This window comes from Sphingomonas radicis, assembly GCF_051400635.1.
GTDB lineage: Bacteria > Pseudomonadota > Alphaproteobacteria > Sphingomonadales > Sphingomonadaceae > Sphingomonas.
The window spans coordinates 448,729-465,596 of the sequence record NZ_JBLFFG010000002.1 but is presented as its reverse complement, the minus strand read 5'-3'; the positions used below and the strand labels follow the sequence as shown (position 1 = coordinate 465,596).

The following is a 16,868-nucleotide window of genomic DNA, read 5'->3' as shown; positions in this document are numbered from 1 at the left end:
TTTGATCCGATCGCGGCCTTCTGTCTGGTAACATACACAACGACCGGACGTTGCGGCCTATAGCGCTGCCCTTGCTTTCAAGGGACGCCTCCATGGTCTTCGAATATCGTTCCACCCCGCTGATTTCGACGGGCGTGCCCGGCCTCGACCCGATCGTTGGCGGCGGATATGCGGAGAACCGTGTCCATCTGGTGGAGGGGCAGCCGGGGTCCGGCAAGACCAGCATGGCGCTCCAGTTCCTGATGGATGGGGCGAAGCAGGGGGAGCTGGGCCTCTACGTCACGCTGTCCGAAACCAAGGCAGAGCTCTACGCGGTCGCCGCCAGCCACGGCTGGACGTTCGACGGCATCGAGATTTTCGAGATGGTCCCGCCCGAGCTCTCGCTTGACCCCAATTCGCAGCAGACGGTGCTCTATTCCTCCGAGCTGGAGTTGGGAGAGACCGTCCGCATGGTCATGGCCGAGGTGGAGCGGGTCAAGCCCAAGCGGCTGGTGTTCGACAGCCTCTCGGAGATCCGGCTGCTGTCGCAGGGATCGCTTCGCTACCGGCGTCAGGTCCTCGCGCTCAAGCACTTCTTCCTGAAGATGGGCTGCACCGTGCTGATGCTCGACGACCTCACGTCCGAGCAGGACGACCTCAATCTCCACAGCATCAGCCATGGCGTGCTTCGCCTCGAGCAGATCGCAGCGCTCTATGGCGCCGCGCGCAGGCGCTTGCGCTGCATCAAGATGCGCGCGGTCAAGTTTCGCGGCGGATACCATGATTTCACGATCGAACGCGGCGGACTGCGCGTCCATCCGCGGCTGGTCGCAGCCGATCACCGCGTGGATTTCGACGCCGGCGTCGTGAGCAGCGGAGTGCCGGAGCTTGATGCGCTCGTCGGCGGTGGCCTCGACCGCGGCACCAGTACGCTGCTCATCGGCCCGTCGGGATCGGGCAAATCGTCGCTTTCGCTGCAGTTCGTCTATGCCGCGCTGGAGCGGGGCGAGCCCGTCCTCATGCTCGTGTTCGACGAGGTGCGAAGCGTGTTTCTTCGGCGCGCCCAGGGAATGGGCTTCGATCTGAGCCCGTTCCTCGACCAAGGACTGCTGCACCTGCGGCAGATCGATCCGGCCGAGCTGACGCCGGGCGAGCTCACCGCCAATGTCCGCGAAGCGGTCGAAGGACACGGCGCCCGTGTCGTCGTGCTCGACAGTCTCAGCGGCTATCTGAACGCCATGCCCGAAGAGCATTTCATGATGCTGCAGATGCACGAGATGCTCTCGTACCTGAACCAGCGAGGGGTGGTGACGATCCTCGTGCTCGCCCAGCACGGCATGGTGGGGCAGATGGCGAGCCCGGTCGATCTGACCTATCTCAGCGACTCGGTCATCATGCTTCGCTTCTTTGAATCGGGCGGCAAGCTCAGGCGCGCACTGTCTGTCTTGAAGAAGCGCACCGGCCATCATGAGGAGACCATCCGCGAGTATCGGATCAGCTCGCGCGGAGTGGCCGTGGGCAGGGCGTTGACCGAGTTTCACGGCGTGCTGACTGGGGTCCCGACTTACACTGGCGTGGAATCCAACCTTTTGGATGAGCCCGCTGCGCGTGCCTGATGTGCCCGCGGTTTTGATCTGGGCGCCGTTCGGACGGGACGGTGCCGTCATCGAGCGGCTCCTCACTGGCGCCGGGATTGCGAGCCGCCAGTGTAGCGGTGTCGACGAGCTCCTGCTTGGCTTGGACGCCGCTGTTGGTGCGGTCGTGGCGCAAGAAGGCCTGGTGGACACCGACGTGCCGGCGATCGAGGCTTGGGTGAAGGCTCAGCCGAGCTGGTCGGACTTCCCGTTCGTCCTCCTGTCGCATCGTGGCGGAATGATCGACGCGCAGATCGTCGCTTCGCTGGGCAACGTGACGGTGCTCGAGCGACCGATCAATCAGACGACATTGATCTCGGCTGTCAGCTCGGCGCGACGGGCGCGACTGCGGCAGTTCGAAGCCGGGGAGCAGGTCGCGGAGCAATTGCGCATGCGCCGCGCGCTTGCCGAAGAGACGCGCACGCTCGGCATCCTCAACGCGCTCGGGGCGAGGCTGAGCGCCGAGCTCGATCTCGAACGCGTGGTCCAGGCGATCACCGATGCGGGCGTCGCGCTGACCGGCGCCGAGTTCGGGGCGTTCTTCTACAACGTCGTCGATCAGGCAGGCGAATCCTACACGCTCTACACGCTCGCTGGGGTGCCGCGGAGCAAGTTCGAAAACTTCCCGATGCCCCGCAACACGGCGGTGTTCGGGCCCACCTTTGTCGGTGAGGGCGTGGTGCGTTCGCCCGACATCACCCGCGATCCGCGCTACGGGCAGAACGCGCCCTATGCGGGCATGCCGAAGGGGCATCTTCCGGTGTGCAGCTATCTCGCCGTTCCGGTGATCTCGCGCAACGGCGAGGTGCTGGGAGGGTTGTTCTTCGGGCACTCCAAGCCCGATGTCTTCGGCGAGGCTGCGGAACGGATCATGGTCGGCGTGGCCGGCCAGGCAGCGACGTCGATCGACAATGTCCGCCTGTTCCTTGCCGAGCAGCGCGAGCTCGAGGAACGCCGCAGGGCCGAGGCCGAGCTGCAGCGCCAGCGCGACGAGTTCGTCACGCTCGCCGATAACATCTCGTCGCTGTGCTGGCTGGCCTACGCGGACGGCACCATCTTCTGGTACAATCTGCGCTGGTATGAATTTACCGGCGCCGGCGCAGACGAAGACTTCGGTTGGGAATCTGCGCACGATCCGCAGATGCTTCCCGAGGTACGCGCCCGCTGGCAGCATGCTCTGCGCACCGGCGAGGGATTTCAGATGATCTTCCCGCTCCGGCGCCATGACGCCGTGTTCCGCGATTTCCTGTGCCGCATCGTTCCGATCCGCGATGAGACCGGGCAGATCTTCCGCTGGTGCGGAACGCATGCCGATATCACCGAGCAACGCGAAGTGGAGGCCGCTCTCGAAGCGCGTGTGGCGGAGCGGACCGACGATCTGCAACGCGCTTTGACGCGTCTGGAAGAAGAGGCGGCGGAGCGCGAGCGGGTCGAGGATGCGCTGCGGCAGTCGCAGAAGATGGAAGCGATCGGGCAGCTGACCGGTGGCGTGGCGCACGACTTCAACAATTTGCTCACCGTGATTCTTTCGGGCGTGGATGCGCTGCGCCGCGCCGATCTGAGCGAGGAGCGCCGGTCCCGCTACATCAATGCGATCGCTGAAACGGCGGAACGGGCGGCGAAGCTCACTGCCCAGCTGCTCGCCTTTTCCAGGCGCCAACCGCTTCGCCAGACGGTTTTCGATGCGGCCGACAACGTCAGCCGTATCGTGGAGATGCTGCGAACCGTCGTCGGCTCGCGGATCACACTCAAGACCGATTTCAGGCTCTCGCCCGCGCCCGTGAAGGCGGACCTCATTCAGTTCGAGACGGCGCTGGTAAACATGGCGGTGAATGCGCGCGACGCGATGAATGGCGAGGGCTCGATCACGTTGACGGTGGACGTATGCCGGGAAATTCCGGCAACCCGCGCCGACCCGGCGTTGCCGGGCGCCTTCGTCACGGTCAGCATCGCCGACAGCGGCGTCGGCATGGGGCGGGACCAGATCGCGCGGATCTTCGAACCCTTTTACACTACCAAGGCGGTGGGCAAGGGCACTGGGCTGGGGCTCAGCCAGGTTTACGGCTTTGCCAAGCAGTCCGGCGGCGATGTGCGCGTCGAAAGCGCGCCCGGCGAGGGGGCGACGTTCACCCTCTATCTCCCTAGGGCGTCGGACGCCGAGCTCGATCCCCAGCCCGAGCCGGTCGTCGAGGCAATCGATGCAAACGGAAGCGGCCGGATCCTGGTGGTCGAGGACAATGAGAATGTCGGCGAGCACGCGGCGCAACTGCTCAGCGATATGGGCTATGAGACGGTCCGCGCACCGGATGCCGCAAGCGCGATCGAAATCCTCGAGAAAGCAGGAGAGTCTTTCGATCTGGTGCTGAGCGACGTCGTCATGCCCGGTGGCATGAGCGGCCTCGATCTGGCACGGACGCTGGCGCGGACGCATCCTGCGCTCCCGGTGGTTCTGACAAGCGGATACAGCGAGGTTCTGATCGACGAGGACGCGAGCGACGTCGAGTTGCTGCGCAAGCCGTACTCGATGGATGCCCTGGGCGCGCTGGTACGGCGTATGCTCAGGGCTGAAGATGGTCCGTCGCTCTAGAATACCCCAACAGCGTCAAGGTGGGCCAGTTTCGCCGCTACATGAGGCGGAGCTGGAGCCGATACCGGCGATCGCCGCGTTTCGCGGAATGACGATCAGCTAAGGGAACTGCGGTAAGTCCAATGATCTTAAAAATCAAGAATATCATATCATCTTGGCGTAATAGATAGGTAATCCATAATATATAAATAATCTCTGTAGATAATGGCAATTAAAATCTCGGGTGAATTGCATAACTAGCCCGAGTCTATGATCAAATCTGTACGTTACATGAATGATAGACATGGCGCATGCTGCGCTTTATCGTCGGGAACCAGGTAGCTTCTATCGCGTTTCGACAGGTAGACCATTGGTCACTTGTTATTGGCTGCGTTGATTGGTTGCGGATGATCCTTTGGCGCCTGGGAATAGGGCATGCCTCGTTCGCTGCGACCGCTTGCAGCGAGGAGGCATTGAAATGGCGGAGGCCAGTTTCGAGTCGAACGCGCTCCTGGCGGCACTTGAGCCCGCTGGGCGCGCCCGATTTCGCCCTTTCTTTCAGCAGGTCGAGCTGCGTCGCGGCTCCACGCTTCACAGCGATGGTCAATTGACCGATTGGGTCCACTTCCCGCTGACCGGACTGGTCGCGATCCTGACCCAGACCATTGATGGTGAGAGTGTGCAGACTGGCATGGTCGGGTGCAATGGCGGTGTGGGCGTGCTGGAAGCGTTCGGCAGCGGGCGCTTCCGGTGCCGAGGCGAGGTGCAAATTCCCGGCACCGCGCTGCGTGTGGGCGTCGCGCGCTACCGCGAGATGTTGCATTCGTCCGCGGGGCTCCAATGCGCGGTAGAACAGCATCTCGAGATGGCGGTGACCGAGGCTCGTCAGCTCATGGCCTGCAACGCTCTCCATTCGATCGAAAGCCGTCTGGGCCGCTCGATCCTCGATGCGCTCGATCGCAGTTGCCTCGCCGACGTGTTGCCGCTCACTCAGGAGGCGCTGGCCCAGATGCTCGGAGCGCAGCGGACCTCCGTGTCGGCGTGCATTGCCAAATTGCAGCGGGAAGGGATCATCCGTAGCGGCCGGGGCGCGATCGAAGTCCTCGATGTCGCGCGGCTGGAGCAGATCGCGTGCAACTGCCGCCAGAGCCTCGCAATGGCCAAGGAAGAGATCTGGGCGCCCGCCGTCGAGCGGCGGTCTTCGTCGGGATAACCACCATGGGTTCGATGCCGATCTCGGCATAGGCGCGCGCGCGGCCCGCCCCGGCCCGACATTGGTCATTTCCGCGACAGGGCAAGTGCACCGGCGGGAAACGCGAAGTAGATCGCGCCGAACACAGCGTCGGGAACGATATCGGCGATGCTTAGATTGAGCAAAGGATCGAACCGCAATTGGCGAGACTGCAATATCGTAGGAAACTTGCTGCTCAACTTCATCGATCAGCTAGCACTTAGTGACTTGAGCTGTTGTTCCAGGTCTGCGCCTGAATGGCAGCTATCCGGAGCGCAGCTCCCGAAAACAGCCTGTCCGCTCCCGGCCCAAATCCGGCCGTTCCTAAGCAAATTCCTATAAACTTCCCCGTCCTTTCTCCCTGTTTGGCAGAACGCATGCGCATGGCCGGAAACCTCGCATCACATCAAATCTGCTGCACAGTTTGCTGCACACTTGAGAAAGGGCCCGTCAAGTGACCTTGGCAACTCTTCTAAGTCGTTGATTTATTGGAAAGTTTGGTGAACGCACTAGGGCTCGAACCTAGGACCCGCTGATTAAGAGTCGGCTATAATGTAGTATAATCAGCTACTTGTCTGCATTCGTGCATAATTATTCTTAACAATAGCCACTGCCTAATCACCATAAGCGACAAAGGGTAACGTCCCAATATCACCCCCAGGCGTCACTCAAGATATGCGTAGGCCCTAGAGGTATCAGCCGTCGAGTTCTGCAGGGCCGCCGAAGCAAAAACAGGCGACGGATTTGCCGGAGGTGTTAGGAGCGGGCCGCTACCGAAAAGGGATTCGGCGAACTGGCTGACATGATCCTGCGTGAGGAACTCTATCGGCTGGTCTGGGCCGAGCCGATGACAAGGATCGCTGGCCGGTTCGAGGTCTCGGGAAGTTATTTGGCCCGGGTCTGCGAGACGCTTGCTGTGCCAAGACCGCCGCGTGGTTACTGGGCGAAGCTGGCCGTCGGCAAAGCCGCGCCAGCCCCGCCACTACCGGAGCCCAAGGCGGGCGCCGCGCTTGGCTGGTCGCGGGACGGTACGCCGGTTCCGCGGGCGAAGCCGGCTCTGCCGAAGGCGCCGGTCCGGCGTGCGGCCGGTCGGCCATCCTTGCCGGCGATGCACCCTCTGCTCAGCGGCGCAAAGGCCATGATCCTCCATAGCCGACCCGTCGACGAAGGCGCTCTGTTACGACCGTTCAAGCGGCGACTGGTCGATATCACGACCTCGCAGCCCTGTCTCGACAGAGCGCTGCTTCTCGCGAACGCGTTGTTCAACGGGTTCGAGGCGGCCGGCCACCATGTCGCGCTGGCACCGCCGAACTCTGGAATGCGCCGAGCAACGATTGAGGAGCGCGAGGCGGGTGGCCCCCACCGGCAGCACGGCCCTTATCCCGCGCTATGGTCGCCGGATCGTCCTACCATCGTTTCGATCGGCACGGCGCCTTTGGCCTTTGCGTGATCGAGATGTCCGAGCGCGCAACGCTTCGCTACGTGAACGGCAAGTACGTCCGCGATACCCGCGAGTTAGCGGCGAGAATGTTGCGTTCGCGCCATGACAGCTGGACGACCACCCAGGACGTTCCCTCGGGCCGCCTCCGCGTCGTCGCCTATTCTCCCTATGGGCGGGTCGCCTGGTCGCGGAGTTGGCAGGAAGCGAAGGAAAAAGCCGGCATCCTCCCGATCGAGGCGATCGTCAACGCGGTATCCCGCGAGGCGCGCGAGCTGGTTGCCAAATTGGAGGAGGTCGATCGTCTCGCCGAGATCGAACGGGCGAAATGGCTCGCGCAGCAGGAACAGTGGCGTCGGAGCGACGATCGCCGGCAGGTAGAAAAGTTGGTTCAGGACAGCCGTGAGGCTCTTGGTGACGTCATAACGCAATGGTCGCGCGTGGTGGAAGTCGAGCGCTTCTTCCAGGGTGTCGAGGATCGTGCTGGCGCTTTGGCGGAAGAGGAGAGGGCGGTGGTGCTCGAGCGGTTGGCGCTCGCCCGGGAATTTCTAGGCTCGAATGACCCGCTCAACTTCTTTCGCGCGTGGCGCACGCCGCGCGAACGCTACCAGCCGCGGTATGAGGAGTGAACGGCCGCGCGCTGCGCAATATGTCGATCGGCCTCGCGCTCGTTCCCATAATCGGTGCGAATTCGCCAGCCAAAGAGCCCTATGATGGCTATCATGTCATACTGGTGCAGACGCCTCAGCGTCATCGACATCGCTTCGAAGGCCGGCAGCTCTGCGCCCCAATTTCGGACATTCAGCCCGTCTTCCGCCGACCCCAAGAGCCGACGTTAGGTCAGGCGATTTGGCGGCCGCTAACGGAGGCATTAGCTGCCGTCGGAGGACGCCAATTGATGCCGCGCGCGCATTTGCACACGTCATGAGCGGCAGATTTGTGCGGCGATCCAGCGAGATATGCTGGAGGTTCTTGAACCCTGTCCCAACCGCTTTCTTGCCACCGGCCCTACGGGTCGCGATCCTATTCCCGGCATATGGAATGCTATATTAGTCACACCATCGAGTTTGGATGTGTTGACCTGCATGCTTTGGGTGTCCTTGACGTCTGGGCGCGGGATAAGATCTGCATGGGGTCGCGCGATGCTGGGATTGCCGATGCTTCGCGATTGACAAATAGCTAAATTAGCAACATTAACGCGGCAACTAGCAGGACCACCTGCCATGATTGGGGAGGCTTGAATGGCGATGAGCCGCGTAGTTGCGTTGGGTGTGCTGGGGGTGGCGCTGAGCTCGACGTCGACCCTGTGCTATGCGCAGACCGCTCCACAGGCTGGCGAATCCACAGCGCCGCCCGAGGGCGGAGACGCTGAGCAGGAGGTGATCGTCACCGGGATCCGCGAGAGCTTGGCCCAGAGTATCGACATCAAGCGCAATTCCGACCAGATCGTCGATTCGATCGTCGCCGAGGACATCGGCAAGCTCCCCGACCGCAACGTTGCTGAATCGCTGTCGCGCGTGTCGGGTGTGCAGGTTGAACAAGGGATCGACGAGGCCAAGGAGATCTCGATCCGCGGTCTTCGCCAGAACCGGCTCGAGTTCAACGGCCGGACGCTGGTCAGCCCCTATGGCCGCGGCGCCGACGGTCCGGATGAAGGCGCGTACAGTGTGCTGACGCTGATCCCGTCCGAGCTGGTCGGCCGGATGGACGTGACCAAGTCGCCCGCGGCGTCGAACATCGAGGGGTCGATCGGCGGCACGGTCAACATCATGACGCGCCGTCCTTCGGCGAGCCGGCCGTTCTTCTTCGGCGCCTCGATCGAGGGCGTGTACAAGGACAAGTCGGGCAAGCTCTCGGGCCGCGGCACCGCGCTGATCTCCAAATCGCTGTTCGACGGCACGCTCGGCGTGTCGCTGGGCATCAACTATCAGCGGCTCAATATCCGCACCGATTCGTTCGACAGCGCCTCGGGCTTCCGGCCGTTCGACAGCCGCTTCAACAACAATCCCGCCGGCATCCCGCTCGATCCGAACGGCGATGGATCGCCGATCCACTGGATCAACGATTTGCGTTTCCAGGTGCTCGAGGAAGAGCGCGAGAAGCTGGGCTTGGTGGCGAGCGTCAACTGGACACCGTCGTCGCGCTTCCGCGGCTATTTCGACTTCCTCTACGCGCGCGCCAACACCGAACGTGAGCGCAACTGGCTGTCGATCCCGCTGTCGCCGACCGGCAGCGCCTATACGCAGCTCACGGTCGACGAGAACGAGAACCTGATCGCCGGCACCTTCCGCGCCACCAACGTGCAGGGGAATGGCGAGGTTATCCGGCTTCCCACCAACATCTATTCGGGCGCGATTGGCGGAAGCTGGGATGTGACCGACCGGCTGACCCTCTCGGGCGAGTTCGCCTATTCCAAGGCACAGCAGGACTATACCCAGTCCTATCTGAGCACCAAGACACGCACCCAGCAGGTCGTCGCCTTCGATTTCCGCGATGCGCTGGTGCCCGCGGTCACCTTCCCTAACGGGCTCGACCTCACCAACCCGGCGAACTTTGTGTTCAACACCTCGTTCGACAATTTCTTCGACTATGCGTCGAAAGAAGTGTCGGGGAAGCTCGATATCGTCCAGGAGCTGGACGGTTTCGTGCGCAACCTGAAGCTTGGCGTGCGCTACAATCGGGTCAATTCCGATCGCGGCACTTATCGCAACCAAGTGGTCTTCTCCGGCACCTCGGCCCCGGTGACCAATTTCCCGGGCAACTGGCGCGTAGCGGAATATCCCGATTTCCTCGAAGGCGTGGAGGGCAATTTCCCGCGCGCCTATATGATCGGCGTGCCGCTCGGCACGTCGGACTATGTGTGCGAGGCGATCGTCCCGACCTGCGCGCCCGAGGAGTTCGATCCGACATCGTCGTACCAGCTCATCGAGACCACCTATGCCGCCTATGGCCAGGCGGATTTCCGTTCGTCGCTGTTCGGCATCCCCTTCTCCGGCAATGTCGGCCTGCGCTATGTGCACAATAAGGTCGATGCGTTCGGCTGGGCCGGCGTCCGCTACGATCCGGACAGCGTGCGGCCGAACAACCAGTTCGTGCGCTATGACGACTGGCTTCCCAGCGTGTCGCTGCGGTTCGAGGTCGCGCCGCGCATGCTGCTGCGCCTCGGCGCGGCGCGGAGCATGGCACGCGCCGACACGACCGACCTGACCCCGTCCTTCTCGGTCGTCGAATCCACTGGCGTCGCCACGGCCGGCAACCCGGCGCTCGAGCCGTTCCGCGTCAACTCGCTCGACGCATCGCTTGAATTCTACCCCTCAAAGGGTGCGATCTACTCAATCGCCGCCTTCTACAAGGACGTGGAGACCTTCCTCTACCGGCGCGTCTTCTTCGAGGAGATTCCAGGCTTCACTCCGGATCCGGTGAACAATCCGGACGGCCTGTTCGCGGTCACGCGGACGGTCAACGGACAGGGCGGCAAGATCAAGGGCGTCGAAGCCCAGATGAGCCAACCATTGAACTTCCTGCCCGGCCCGCTCGACGGGCTGGGGGTCAACGCCACCTTCACCTATGTCGACAGCAGCACGGGCATTCTCGACGTGCGGACCGGGGAAGACCTGCCGCTGCAGGGGCTTTCGAAATACAACGTCAACCTCGTCGGCTATTTCGAGAAGGGCCCGATCGGCGTGCGCCTGGCCTGGAACTGGCGGAGCAAATATCTCTCCAGCATCTCGACCGGCGGCAGCGGCAGCTATTACCGCGCCTACGACAGCCTCTCGGCGTCGATGAACTTCGACCTCAACGAGAATGTGAAATTCTATTTCGAGGCGACCAACCTCACCAACACGCCGAACCGCCGCTACAGCGTGTTCGAGGAAGCGACGCAGACCTACCGGCTCAGCGGGCGAACCTTCACCGCCGGCCTCCGCGTGCGTTTCGGCAAGTAAAGTCTCTCTACCGCGGCGCTTCGTGGCGCCGCGGCGTTCTTCCGAGGATTGTAAGTGATGCTGCGTACTCTGGGTCTGTTGGCGGCGGGCGTGGCCGCGGTGTCGATGTTTCACGCCTTTACTCCGCTCCAAGCGAGCCCGCGCCCGGATGCCACCCAGGAGGCACCGCCGCTAGGTGAGTTCGAGCTCGAATTCGTTGTGTTCTATCGCGAGACCGATCCCAAGGTGGCGTTGCGTCCGGCAGGGATTCCCCGGACGCCTTACAATGTCGCCACCTGGCTGGCGCAGGATCCGGCGCGTGCCGATCTGACCGAGGTCAACCGCGCCGCCGCCACGCAGGGCGACGGTTTCGACGACCGCATCCTCAACGCGTCGGCCGAGGCGCGGACAGCAAACTATTTCAACAGCGGAGAACAAGTCCGCCTCAAGCCCAGCAGCGTCACACGGACTACGCAGGGCTGGACGCTGGCCTTCCCGGAAGATCCGCGCTTCACGCTCGAGGCGGAGCTGGTCACCTCGGACAAGCCCTATCCGCTGATCCGCTACCGGCTGAAGGCGAAGAAGCCGGGCTATTTCTCAGTGGGGTATGTCGGCGCGCCGGCGCATGACGCGGCCGCGGCCGACGAGGTGTGGCAGTCGCTGGTCTGGCAGGAGCGCCGGATGCCGACGAACAGCTATCTGACGCTCGCCTATCAGGCGACGTTGCCGACCGCGCTCGTCCGCAAGGGCGACCGCGTCTATGGCGCGCTCGCCGCGGCCGAGGAATTTCCCTTCCAGCCATTGCCGCTTGCCGACAACAGCCGCTTCGGCATCGCCGTGCGCGGCGAGGACGGGCGCGCCCAGCCGACGATCTTCGCCCCGGTGCTCGGTGGCGCGGGATCGCAGCTCAAGCCGGGCGAGACGACCAGCTTCAGCTTCTATACGGTGACCGAACGCGCGAGCGACATCACCCGGACCTATGAGAAGCTTGCCCGCGACATCTATGGCTTCCGCGACTATCGCCACAATTCGATCGCCTCGCTCAACACCGCGTTCGACAATATCGTCGATTATTCGCTCACCGAGTACGCCAACTGGATCGCCGAGCTGAAGGGGCCGTCCTATTCGACCGATGTGCCCGGCGCGGTGAAGAATGTCAGCAGCCTCAATCCGCTTGAACTGGCGCTGGTCACGGACCGGCCCGAGCTGTTCGAGGGACGCGCGGCGCCGGTGATCGAGTACCAGCTCTCGCGCGAGAAATTCCTGTTCAGCCTCGATCCCAAGCAGAAGATTCAGGACCCGTCGCGCGCCCTCAAAGGACCGGCGGCGCCGCTCTCCGAGCTCACCGCGCTGTACAACATCTTCGGCCGCGCGAACCCGCTATTCCTCGATCTTGCGCGCGAAGCCTATGGCCAGACGCGGGTGCGCAACCTCGACGTGGCCGAGCGGGGAGACCGCTGGCAGAACGCGCTCAGCCTCTATCTTGCCACTGACGAGAAGCGCTATCTCGATGCCGCGACCGCCGGCGCCGACGCCTACCTCAAGGAGCGCGTCGATACGCTTTCCAAATCGTTCGACGGGCCGGCGCAGTTCTTTTGGACCGGCTTCGTGCCGGACTTCATCAATCTCTACCGGCTGTACGAGGCGACGAAGGAGCGGCGCTATCTCGAGGCCGCGCAAATCGCCGCGCGCCGCTACACCATGTTCACCTGGATGGCGCCGCGGATCCCCGACGAAAACGTCACGGTCAATCCGGGCGGCAAGGCGCCGGTCTATTGGTATCTCAAGTCCAAGGGGTTCAAGCCGATGACGGCGCCCGAGGAGCAGGTGCCCGCCTGGCGTCTGTCCGAGATCGGCCTTACGCCTGAATCCTCGGGCACGGCGAGCGGGCATCGCGGCATCTTCATGACCAATTATGCGCCTTGGATGCTGCGCATCGGCGCGGCGACCGGTGATGCCTTCCTGCAGCAAGTGGCAAAGGCGGCCACGATCGGGCGCTACCGCAGCTTTCCCGGCTATCACATCAATACCGCGCGCACGAACATCTACGAGCGCGCCGATTATCCGCTGCATCGCCACGAGGAGCTGAGCGTCAACTCGTTCCACTACAACCACATCTGGCCGATGGCGACGATGCTGCTCGACTATCTGGTGAGCGATGCGCATGTCCGCTCGCGCGGGCAGATCGATTTCCCGGCCGAGTATATCGAGGGCTATGCCTATCTGCAGAACGGTTTCTACGGGCACCGCCCGGGTCGTTTCTATGGCGATGAAGGCGTGCAGCTGTGGATGCCCAAGGGGCTGGTTCGCCCTGATTCGGTCGAACTCAACCATGTCGCCAGCTATCGCGGCGACACGCTCTACCTCGCCTTCACCAACCAGTCGCAGGTGGCGGTTCGCAGCCGCGTCACGCTCGATCCCGCACGGGTGTCCGCAGGGGGCAGGGTGGTCAAGCTCTCATCCGAGGGGGAGGCTGCATCGAAGGCGGGCGGCTTCGAGGTCGTGGTTCCCGCGGGCGGGATCACGGCGCTGAAAATCGAGGGCGCACAGCCCAGGGTCGCCTTCCAGAAGAAGCTACTCGCCAAAGCCGAGCGCATTCCCAACGATCATGTCGCGCTCGCCGCATGCGACGCGCGCGGTGCGCTGCTCGGCTTCGGCGATCTCGGCCGGCGGGCGTTCGTCTATTGCCGCGACGACGACAGCAAGGTGCGCAGCGTCACGCTGTCGTACCGCGATGCCGGCGGCGAGCGCCGGCAGCTGACCGACACGGCCTATCCGTTCGAGTTCACGGTCGAAGGGCTGGGCAACGAGGGCTTCGACTTCGAGCTTTCGGCCGAAGGCGCTGACGGCAGCCGCGAGGCGAGCCGCGGCGTGCTGGGGCGGTAGGCAATATCGGTACCGATTGAGGCTAGGGAACCTATCCTCCTCCACCAGGGTGAGGTGTCAGTCCCCGCGAATGCGTAGGCTGACGGAGGGGGCGGATGCCAGAACGGACGTTTGGAAGTCCTCTCCCTCCGACGCGCTTCGCACGCCACCTCCCCCTGGCGAGGGCGGATCAGGATGGGGGCCAGGACGAGCCCAAGGTTCTGCCGCCTCAGATTGCTTCGGCGTAGCGCCAGAAACCTTCGCCTGGCGTGACGCCCAGCCCAGGGCCTTCCGGCAGGCGATAGGCTCCGGCCTCGCACGCCAGCGTGCCGTCGAGCAGCGCGGCGTTCCGGTCGAAGATCGAATGCTGATATTCGTGCATTGGCAGGTCGAGGATCGCCGCCGAGGCCTGGAGGCTGGCGGCGAGAAAGATGCCGGTACCGATCGTCGCATGCGGGATCGTCGGGATGTGATGTGCGCCGGCGAGCTGCGCGATGCGCATGAATTGCGTGATGCCCGTGTGGCCCATCTCGGGCTGCACGATCGCGACCGCTCCGGCCGTCAGCCGCGGTTCGGCATCATAGACGGTCCGCCACTCCTCGCCCGCAGCGATCGGCGTCGTGACTGAACGCGCGACATGGGCGAGCCCCGCCACGTCTTCCGTCTTCAGCGGCGCTTCGGCGAAGGCGAGGTCATGGCGTTCGAGTCGGCGAATCAGCTGGGCGGCGTCGCCGCGGCTGTGCATCCAGTGGAAATCCACCATCAGCCGCGCCTCGGGGCCCAATGCCTCGCGCAGCGCGCCGAGCTCGCGGTGGAGCCCGTCCCAGCTCACTGCCGCGGCGATCTTGAACGCGGTGAAACCCTTGTCGGCAAAGCCCTTCGCTAGCGTAACGCGCTCATCGAGCGTCGCGCGCGGGAGTCCGGAGACATAGGCCGGGATCGCCTGGCGCCGCTCGCCGCCGAGCAACTTGCGGACCGGAAGCCCCGCGATGCGGCCGCAAATGTCCCACAGCGCGATGTCGACTGCGGCGACCGCGTCGAGATAGAAACCCCCGCCATAGCCGCGCACGCGCAGGATGTCGTAGAGATCTTCCCACAGCACTGCGACGTCGAACGGGTCGCGGCCGGTGGCGATCGGCGCAATCAGATCGTCGATGAAAGTGCCGATCACCTGCGGCGCAGTAAGGCCATAGGTCTCGCCCCAGCCCACCACGCCGTCGCGCGTGGTGACACGGACAACGACCGAACGGTCCTGCGTGGGATAGATGGTGCGGTTGGACTTGCGCACGAAATAGCCACGCGCGTTGACTTGCTCGCCCGCGCCGAGCGGCCCGAGATAGGGCGTGTCGCGCGGAATGGTGACCACGAAAGCTTCGATGCGCTCGATCCGGTCGTCCATCTGTGTCTTCCTCGGGTCAGCCTGCGCGACGTTGGGCGATCGCCTCGACGGGCGTCAACAAGTCCGCCAGGCTTTCGAGCAGCTCGTCGAGCTCGCGCAAATCATGCTTGTCGAGCGCCGGTCCTGGCGCACGGACGAAGGCGCTCGCGATCAGCCCGCGGCGGCGGAGCACTTCCTTGGTCAACCGCCAGCGATAGATCGCCTGCATGTTGAGCAGCGGCAGCGTGCGCTCAAACAGCCAGCGCACGCGCTCCCAGTCGCCTGCCCGGTGTGCCGCGACAAGCTGGACATGGAGATCGGCGATCTCGACCGCGGGCATGGTGCCGATTGCGCCCCGCGCAAGTTCGTCGGTGATGTAGCGGCCGCCGGCCCCCCCGAACATGCCGTCGAGCAGGCCATCGCCCTGTTCGCGCAGCGCGGTGATGCGCTGGCCGCACGGAACGGTCTCCTCCTTCACATAGCGGATGCTCGGCGCCGCGCGGACGATGTCGAGCACCGCGGCGGGGGAGAGGCCGAGGCCCATCGGCTTGGGCGCGTTCTGAAGCATGATCGGCACGTCAGCAGTGGCGGAAAGGCGTCGATAGAAGCCGGCAAGGCCGTCCATGTCGTCGGCGTAGCGGCCGGGCGTCACCACCATCGCCGCACTAGCGCCGGCGCGCGCGGCGGCGACGATTACCGTCTCACTCTCCTCATCGCTCTTGCCGCCGCCGCCGCACACGAAGGCGGCGCGACCCGTGACGCGCTCGCCGATGAGCGAAATCAGATGGAGACGCTCGTCGAGCGTGAGATGGTCGTACTCGCTGGCCAGGCCTGGAAAGACGACGCCATCGACTCCGCAGCCGATCGCCCAGTCGGTAACGGCGCAGATGCCAGCTTCGTCGATCGCACCTTTGTCGGTGAAGATGGTCGGAAGGACCGGAAAGGCGCCGTTGATCGTCGACATGTTCATCCCCTCATCACGCGCGCCATCGAAGCGCTGGGATGTCCAACCATAACATTGCTAATTTAGCAATAAAAAATGTTTCAGTTGCCGCAACAATTGCCCCGATCATTCGGCGATCTTGGCGGCTGCGGCTCGCAGCGCGGCGACGATCTCGGAGGTCGCTTCCTCGGGAATCCAGCCCGACATGCCGATCGCGGCGAAGGCGGGGTTGGAGACGCCGATCGCGATGGTATGCCGGTCCTGGTTCTCTCCCACGCGGACGCGCGCGTAGCCCTGCGCTCGCGTTTCGCGCAGGACGTTCAGCAGGTCGTTCACGCCGCCCGGATAACCTGGGACATTCTCACCTTCATAGAGCTCGATCAGATGCGCCTCGTCGAACTCTGCGAGCAGCGCGACGCCAATGCCGTTCTCGCTCGCGGGGAGCAGGCCGATGCGGCCGAGCGCCTGCGCGGTCTCCATGCCCGGCGGGGCGTGGAAAAGGTAGCTCACATCATGGTTCCACAGCACGCCCATCGCGATGGTCAGCTCGAAGCGGCGCAGCTCCTCGAGCGCCGGCATCGCGTTCTGCACGAAGCGCGACGCGAACAGACTCTGCGCGGCAAGGACATGCATGCCGGGACCGGCGGTGTATTTGCGGTTCGCGGTCTGTCGCGCGATGCCGAGATAGGCCAGCGTCTTGAGCAGCCGATTGACCCGCGTCGGGTTGAAGCCCAGCTTGCGCGCGAGCTCGCGATTGCCGACCGGCTCCGGGGAGACGGCGAGCGCCTGAAGCGTCGCGATGCCGTCGATCAGGCTCTGGTTCGGTTGGGCATTGGGTTTGGGCCGCACTGCAGGCATTCCTCTGATGGTCGCTCGTTCGACACGACATGATCCATGCGACTGCCAAGCGC

At 63.9% G+C, this 16,868-nt stretch carries 10 protein-coding genes; 7 read left to right on the top strand and 3 right to left on the bottom strand.

The features are described from left to right. Positions 1-92: 92 nt before the first annotated feature. From ACMGDH_RS09140 to ACMGDH_RS09110, 7 genes are all read left to right on the top strand, one after another. The gene (locus tag ACMGDH_RS09140; RefSeq protein WP_436827632.1) at positions 93-1,595 is read left to right on the top strand and encodes an ATPase domain-containing protein; all 1,503 of its coding nucleotides are present in this window, start codon (positions 93-95) and stop codon (positions 1,593-1,595) included. After that, positions 1,573-4,200, top strand: coding sequence for a GAF domain-containing hybrid sensor histidine kinase/response regulator (locus ACMGDH_RS09135; RefSeq protein WP_436827631.1), 2,628 nt, complete (start codon positions 1,573-1,575; stop codon positions 4,198-4,200). Before ACMGDH_RS09140 ends, ACMGDH_RS09135 begins: the two co-directional genes overlap by 23 nt. A gap of 457 nt (positions 4,201-4,657) precedes the next feature. Continuing rightward, on the top strand, positions 4,658-5,392 hold the full coding sequence (locus ACMGDH_RS09130; protein ID WP_436827630.1) for a Crp/Fnr family transcriptional regulator: 735 nt from the start codon (positions 4,658-4,660) through the stop codon (positions 5,390-5,392). A gap of 820 nt (positions 5,393-6,212) precedes the next feature. Further along, complete coding sequence (locus ACMGDH_RS09125; protein WP_436827629.1) at positions 6,213-6,860, top strand: hypothetical protein; 648 nt, start codon at positions 6,213-6,215, stop codon at positions 6,858-6,860. Beyond that, on the top strand, positions 6,857-7,477 hold the full coding sequence (locus ACMGDH_RS09120) for a hypothetical protein (protein ID WP_436827628.1): 621 nt from the start codon (positions 6,857-6,859) through the stop codon (positions 7,475-7,477). The genes ACMGDH_RS09125 and ACMGDH_RS09120 overlap by 4 nt, the downstream gene beginning before the upstream one ends. 612 nt (positions 7,478-8,089) lie before the next feature. Continuing rightward, positions 8,090-10,792, top strand: coding sequence for a TonB-dependent receptor (locus ACMGDH_RS09115; RefSeq protein WP_436827627.1), 2,703 nt, complete (start codon positions 8,090-8,092; stop codon positions 10,790-10,792). Positions 10,793-10,849: 57 nt separating this feature from the next. Next, positions 10,850-13,657 (top strand): hypothetical protein, encoded by a 2,808-nt coding sequence (locus ACMGDH_RS09110; RefSeq protein ID WP_436827626.1) that lies wholly within the window; start codon positions 10,850-10,852, stop codon positions 13,655-13,657. 208 nt (positions 13,658-13,865) lie between these two features. Here the strand turns inward: ACMGDH_RS09110 and ACMGDH_RS09105 are convergent, their stop codons facing one another. The 3 genes from ACMGDH_RS09105 to ACMGDH_RS09095 all read right to left on the bottom strand — a co-directional run bounded on the left by ACMGDH_RS09105 (position 13,866) and on the right by ACMGDH_RS09095 (position 16,815). Beyond that, entirely contained in the window at positions 13,866-15,035 is a 1,170-nt protein-coding gene (locus tag ACMGDH_RS09105) for a mandelate racemase/muconate lactonizing enzyme family protein (RefSeq protein WP_436827625.1), read from the bottom strand. Positions 15,036-15,051: 16 nt separating this feature from the next. After that, positions 15,052-15,978 (bottom strand): dihydrodipicolinate synthase family protein, encoded by a 927-nt coding sequence (locus tag ACMGDH_RS09100; protein ID WP_436827624.1) that lies wholly within the window; start codon positions 15,976-15,978, stop codon positions 15,052-15,054. Between the two features lie 105 nt (positions 15,979-16,083). Beyond that, complete coding sequence (locus ACMGDH_RS09095) at positions 16,084-16,815, bottom strand: IclR family transcriptional regulator (RefSeq protein ID WP_436827623.1); 732 nt, start codon at positions 16,813-16,815, stop codon at positions 16,084-16,086. Positions 16,816-16,868: the final 53 nt, after the last annotated feature.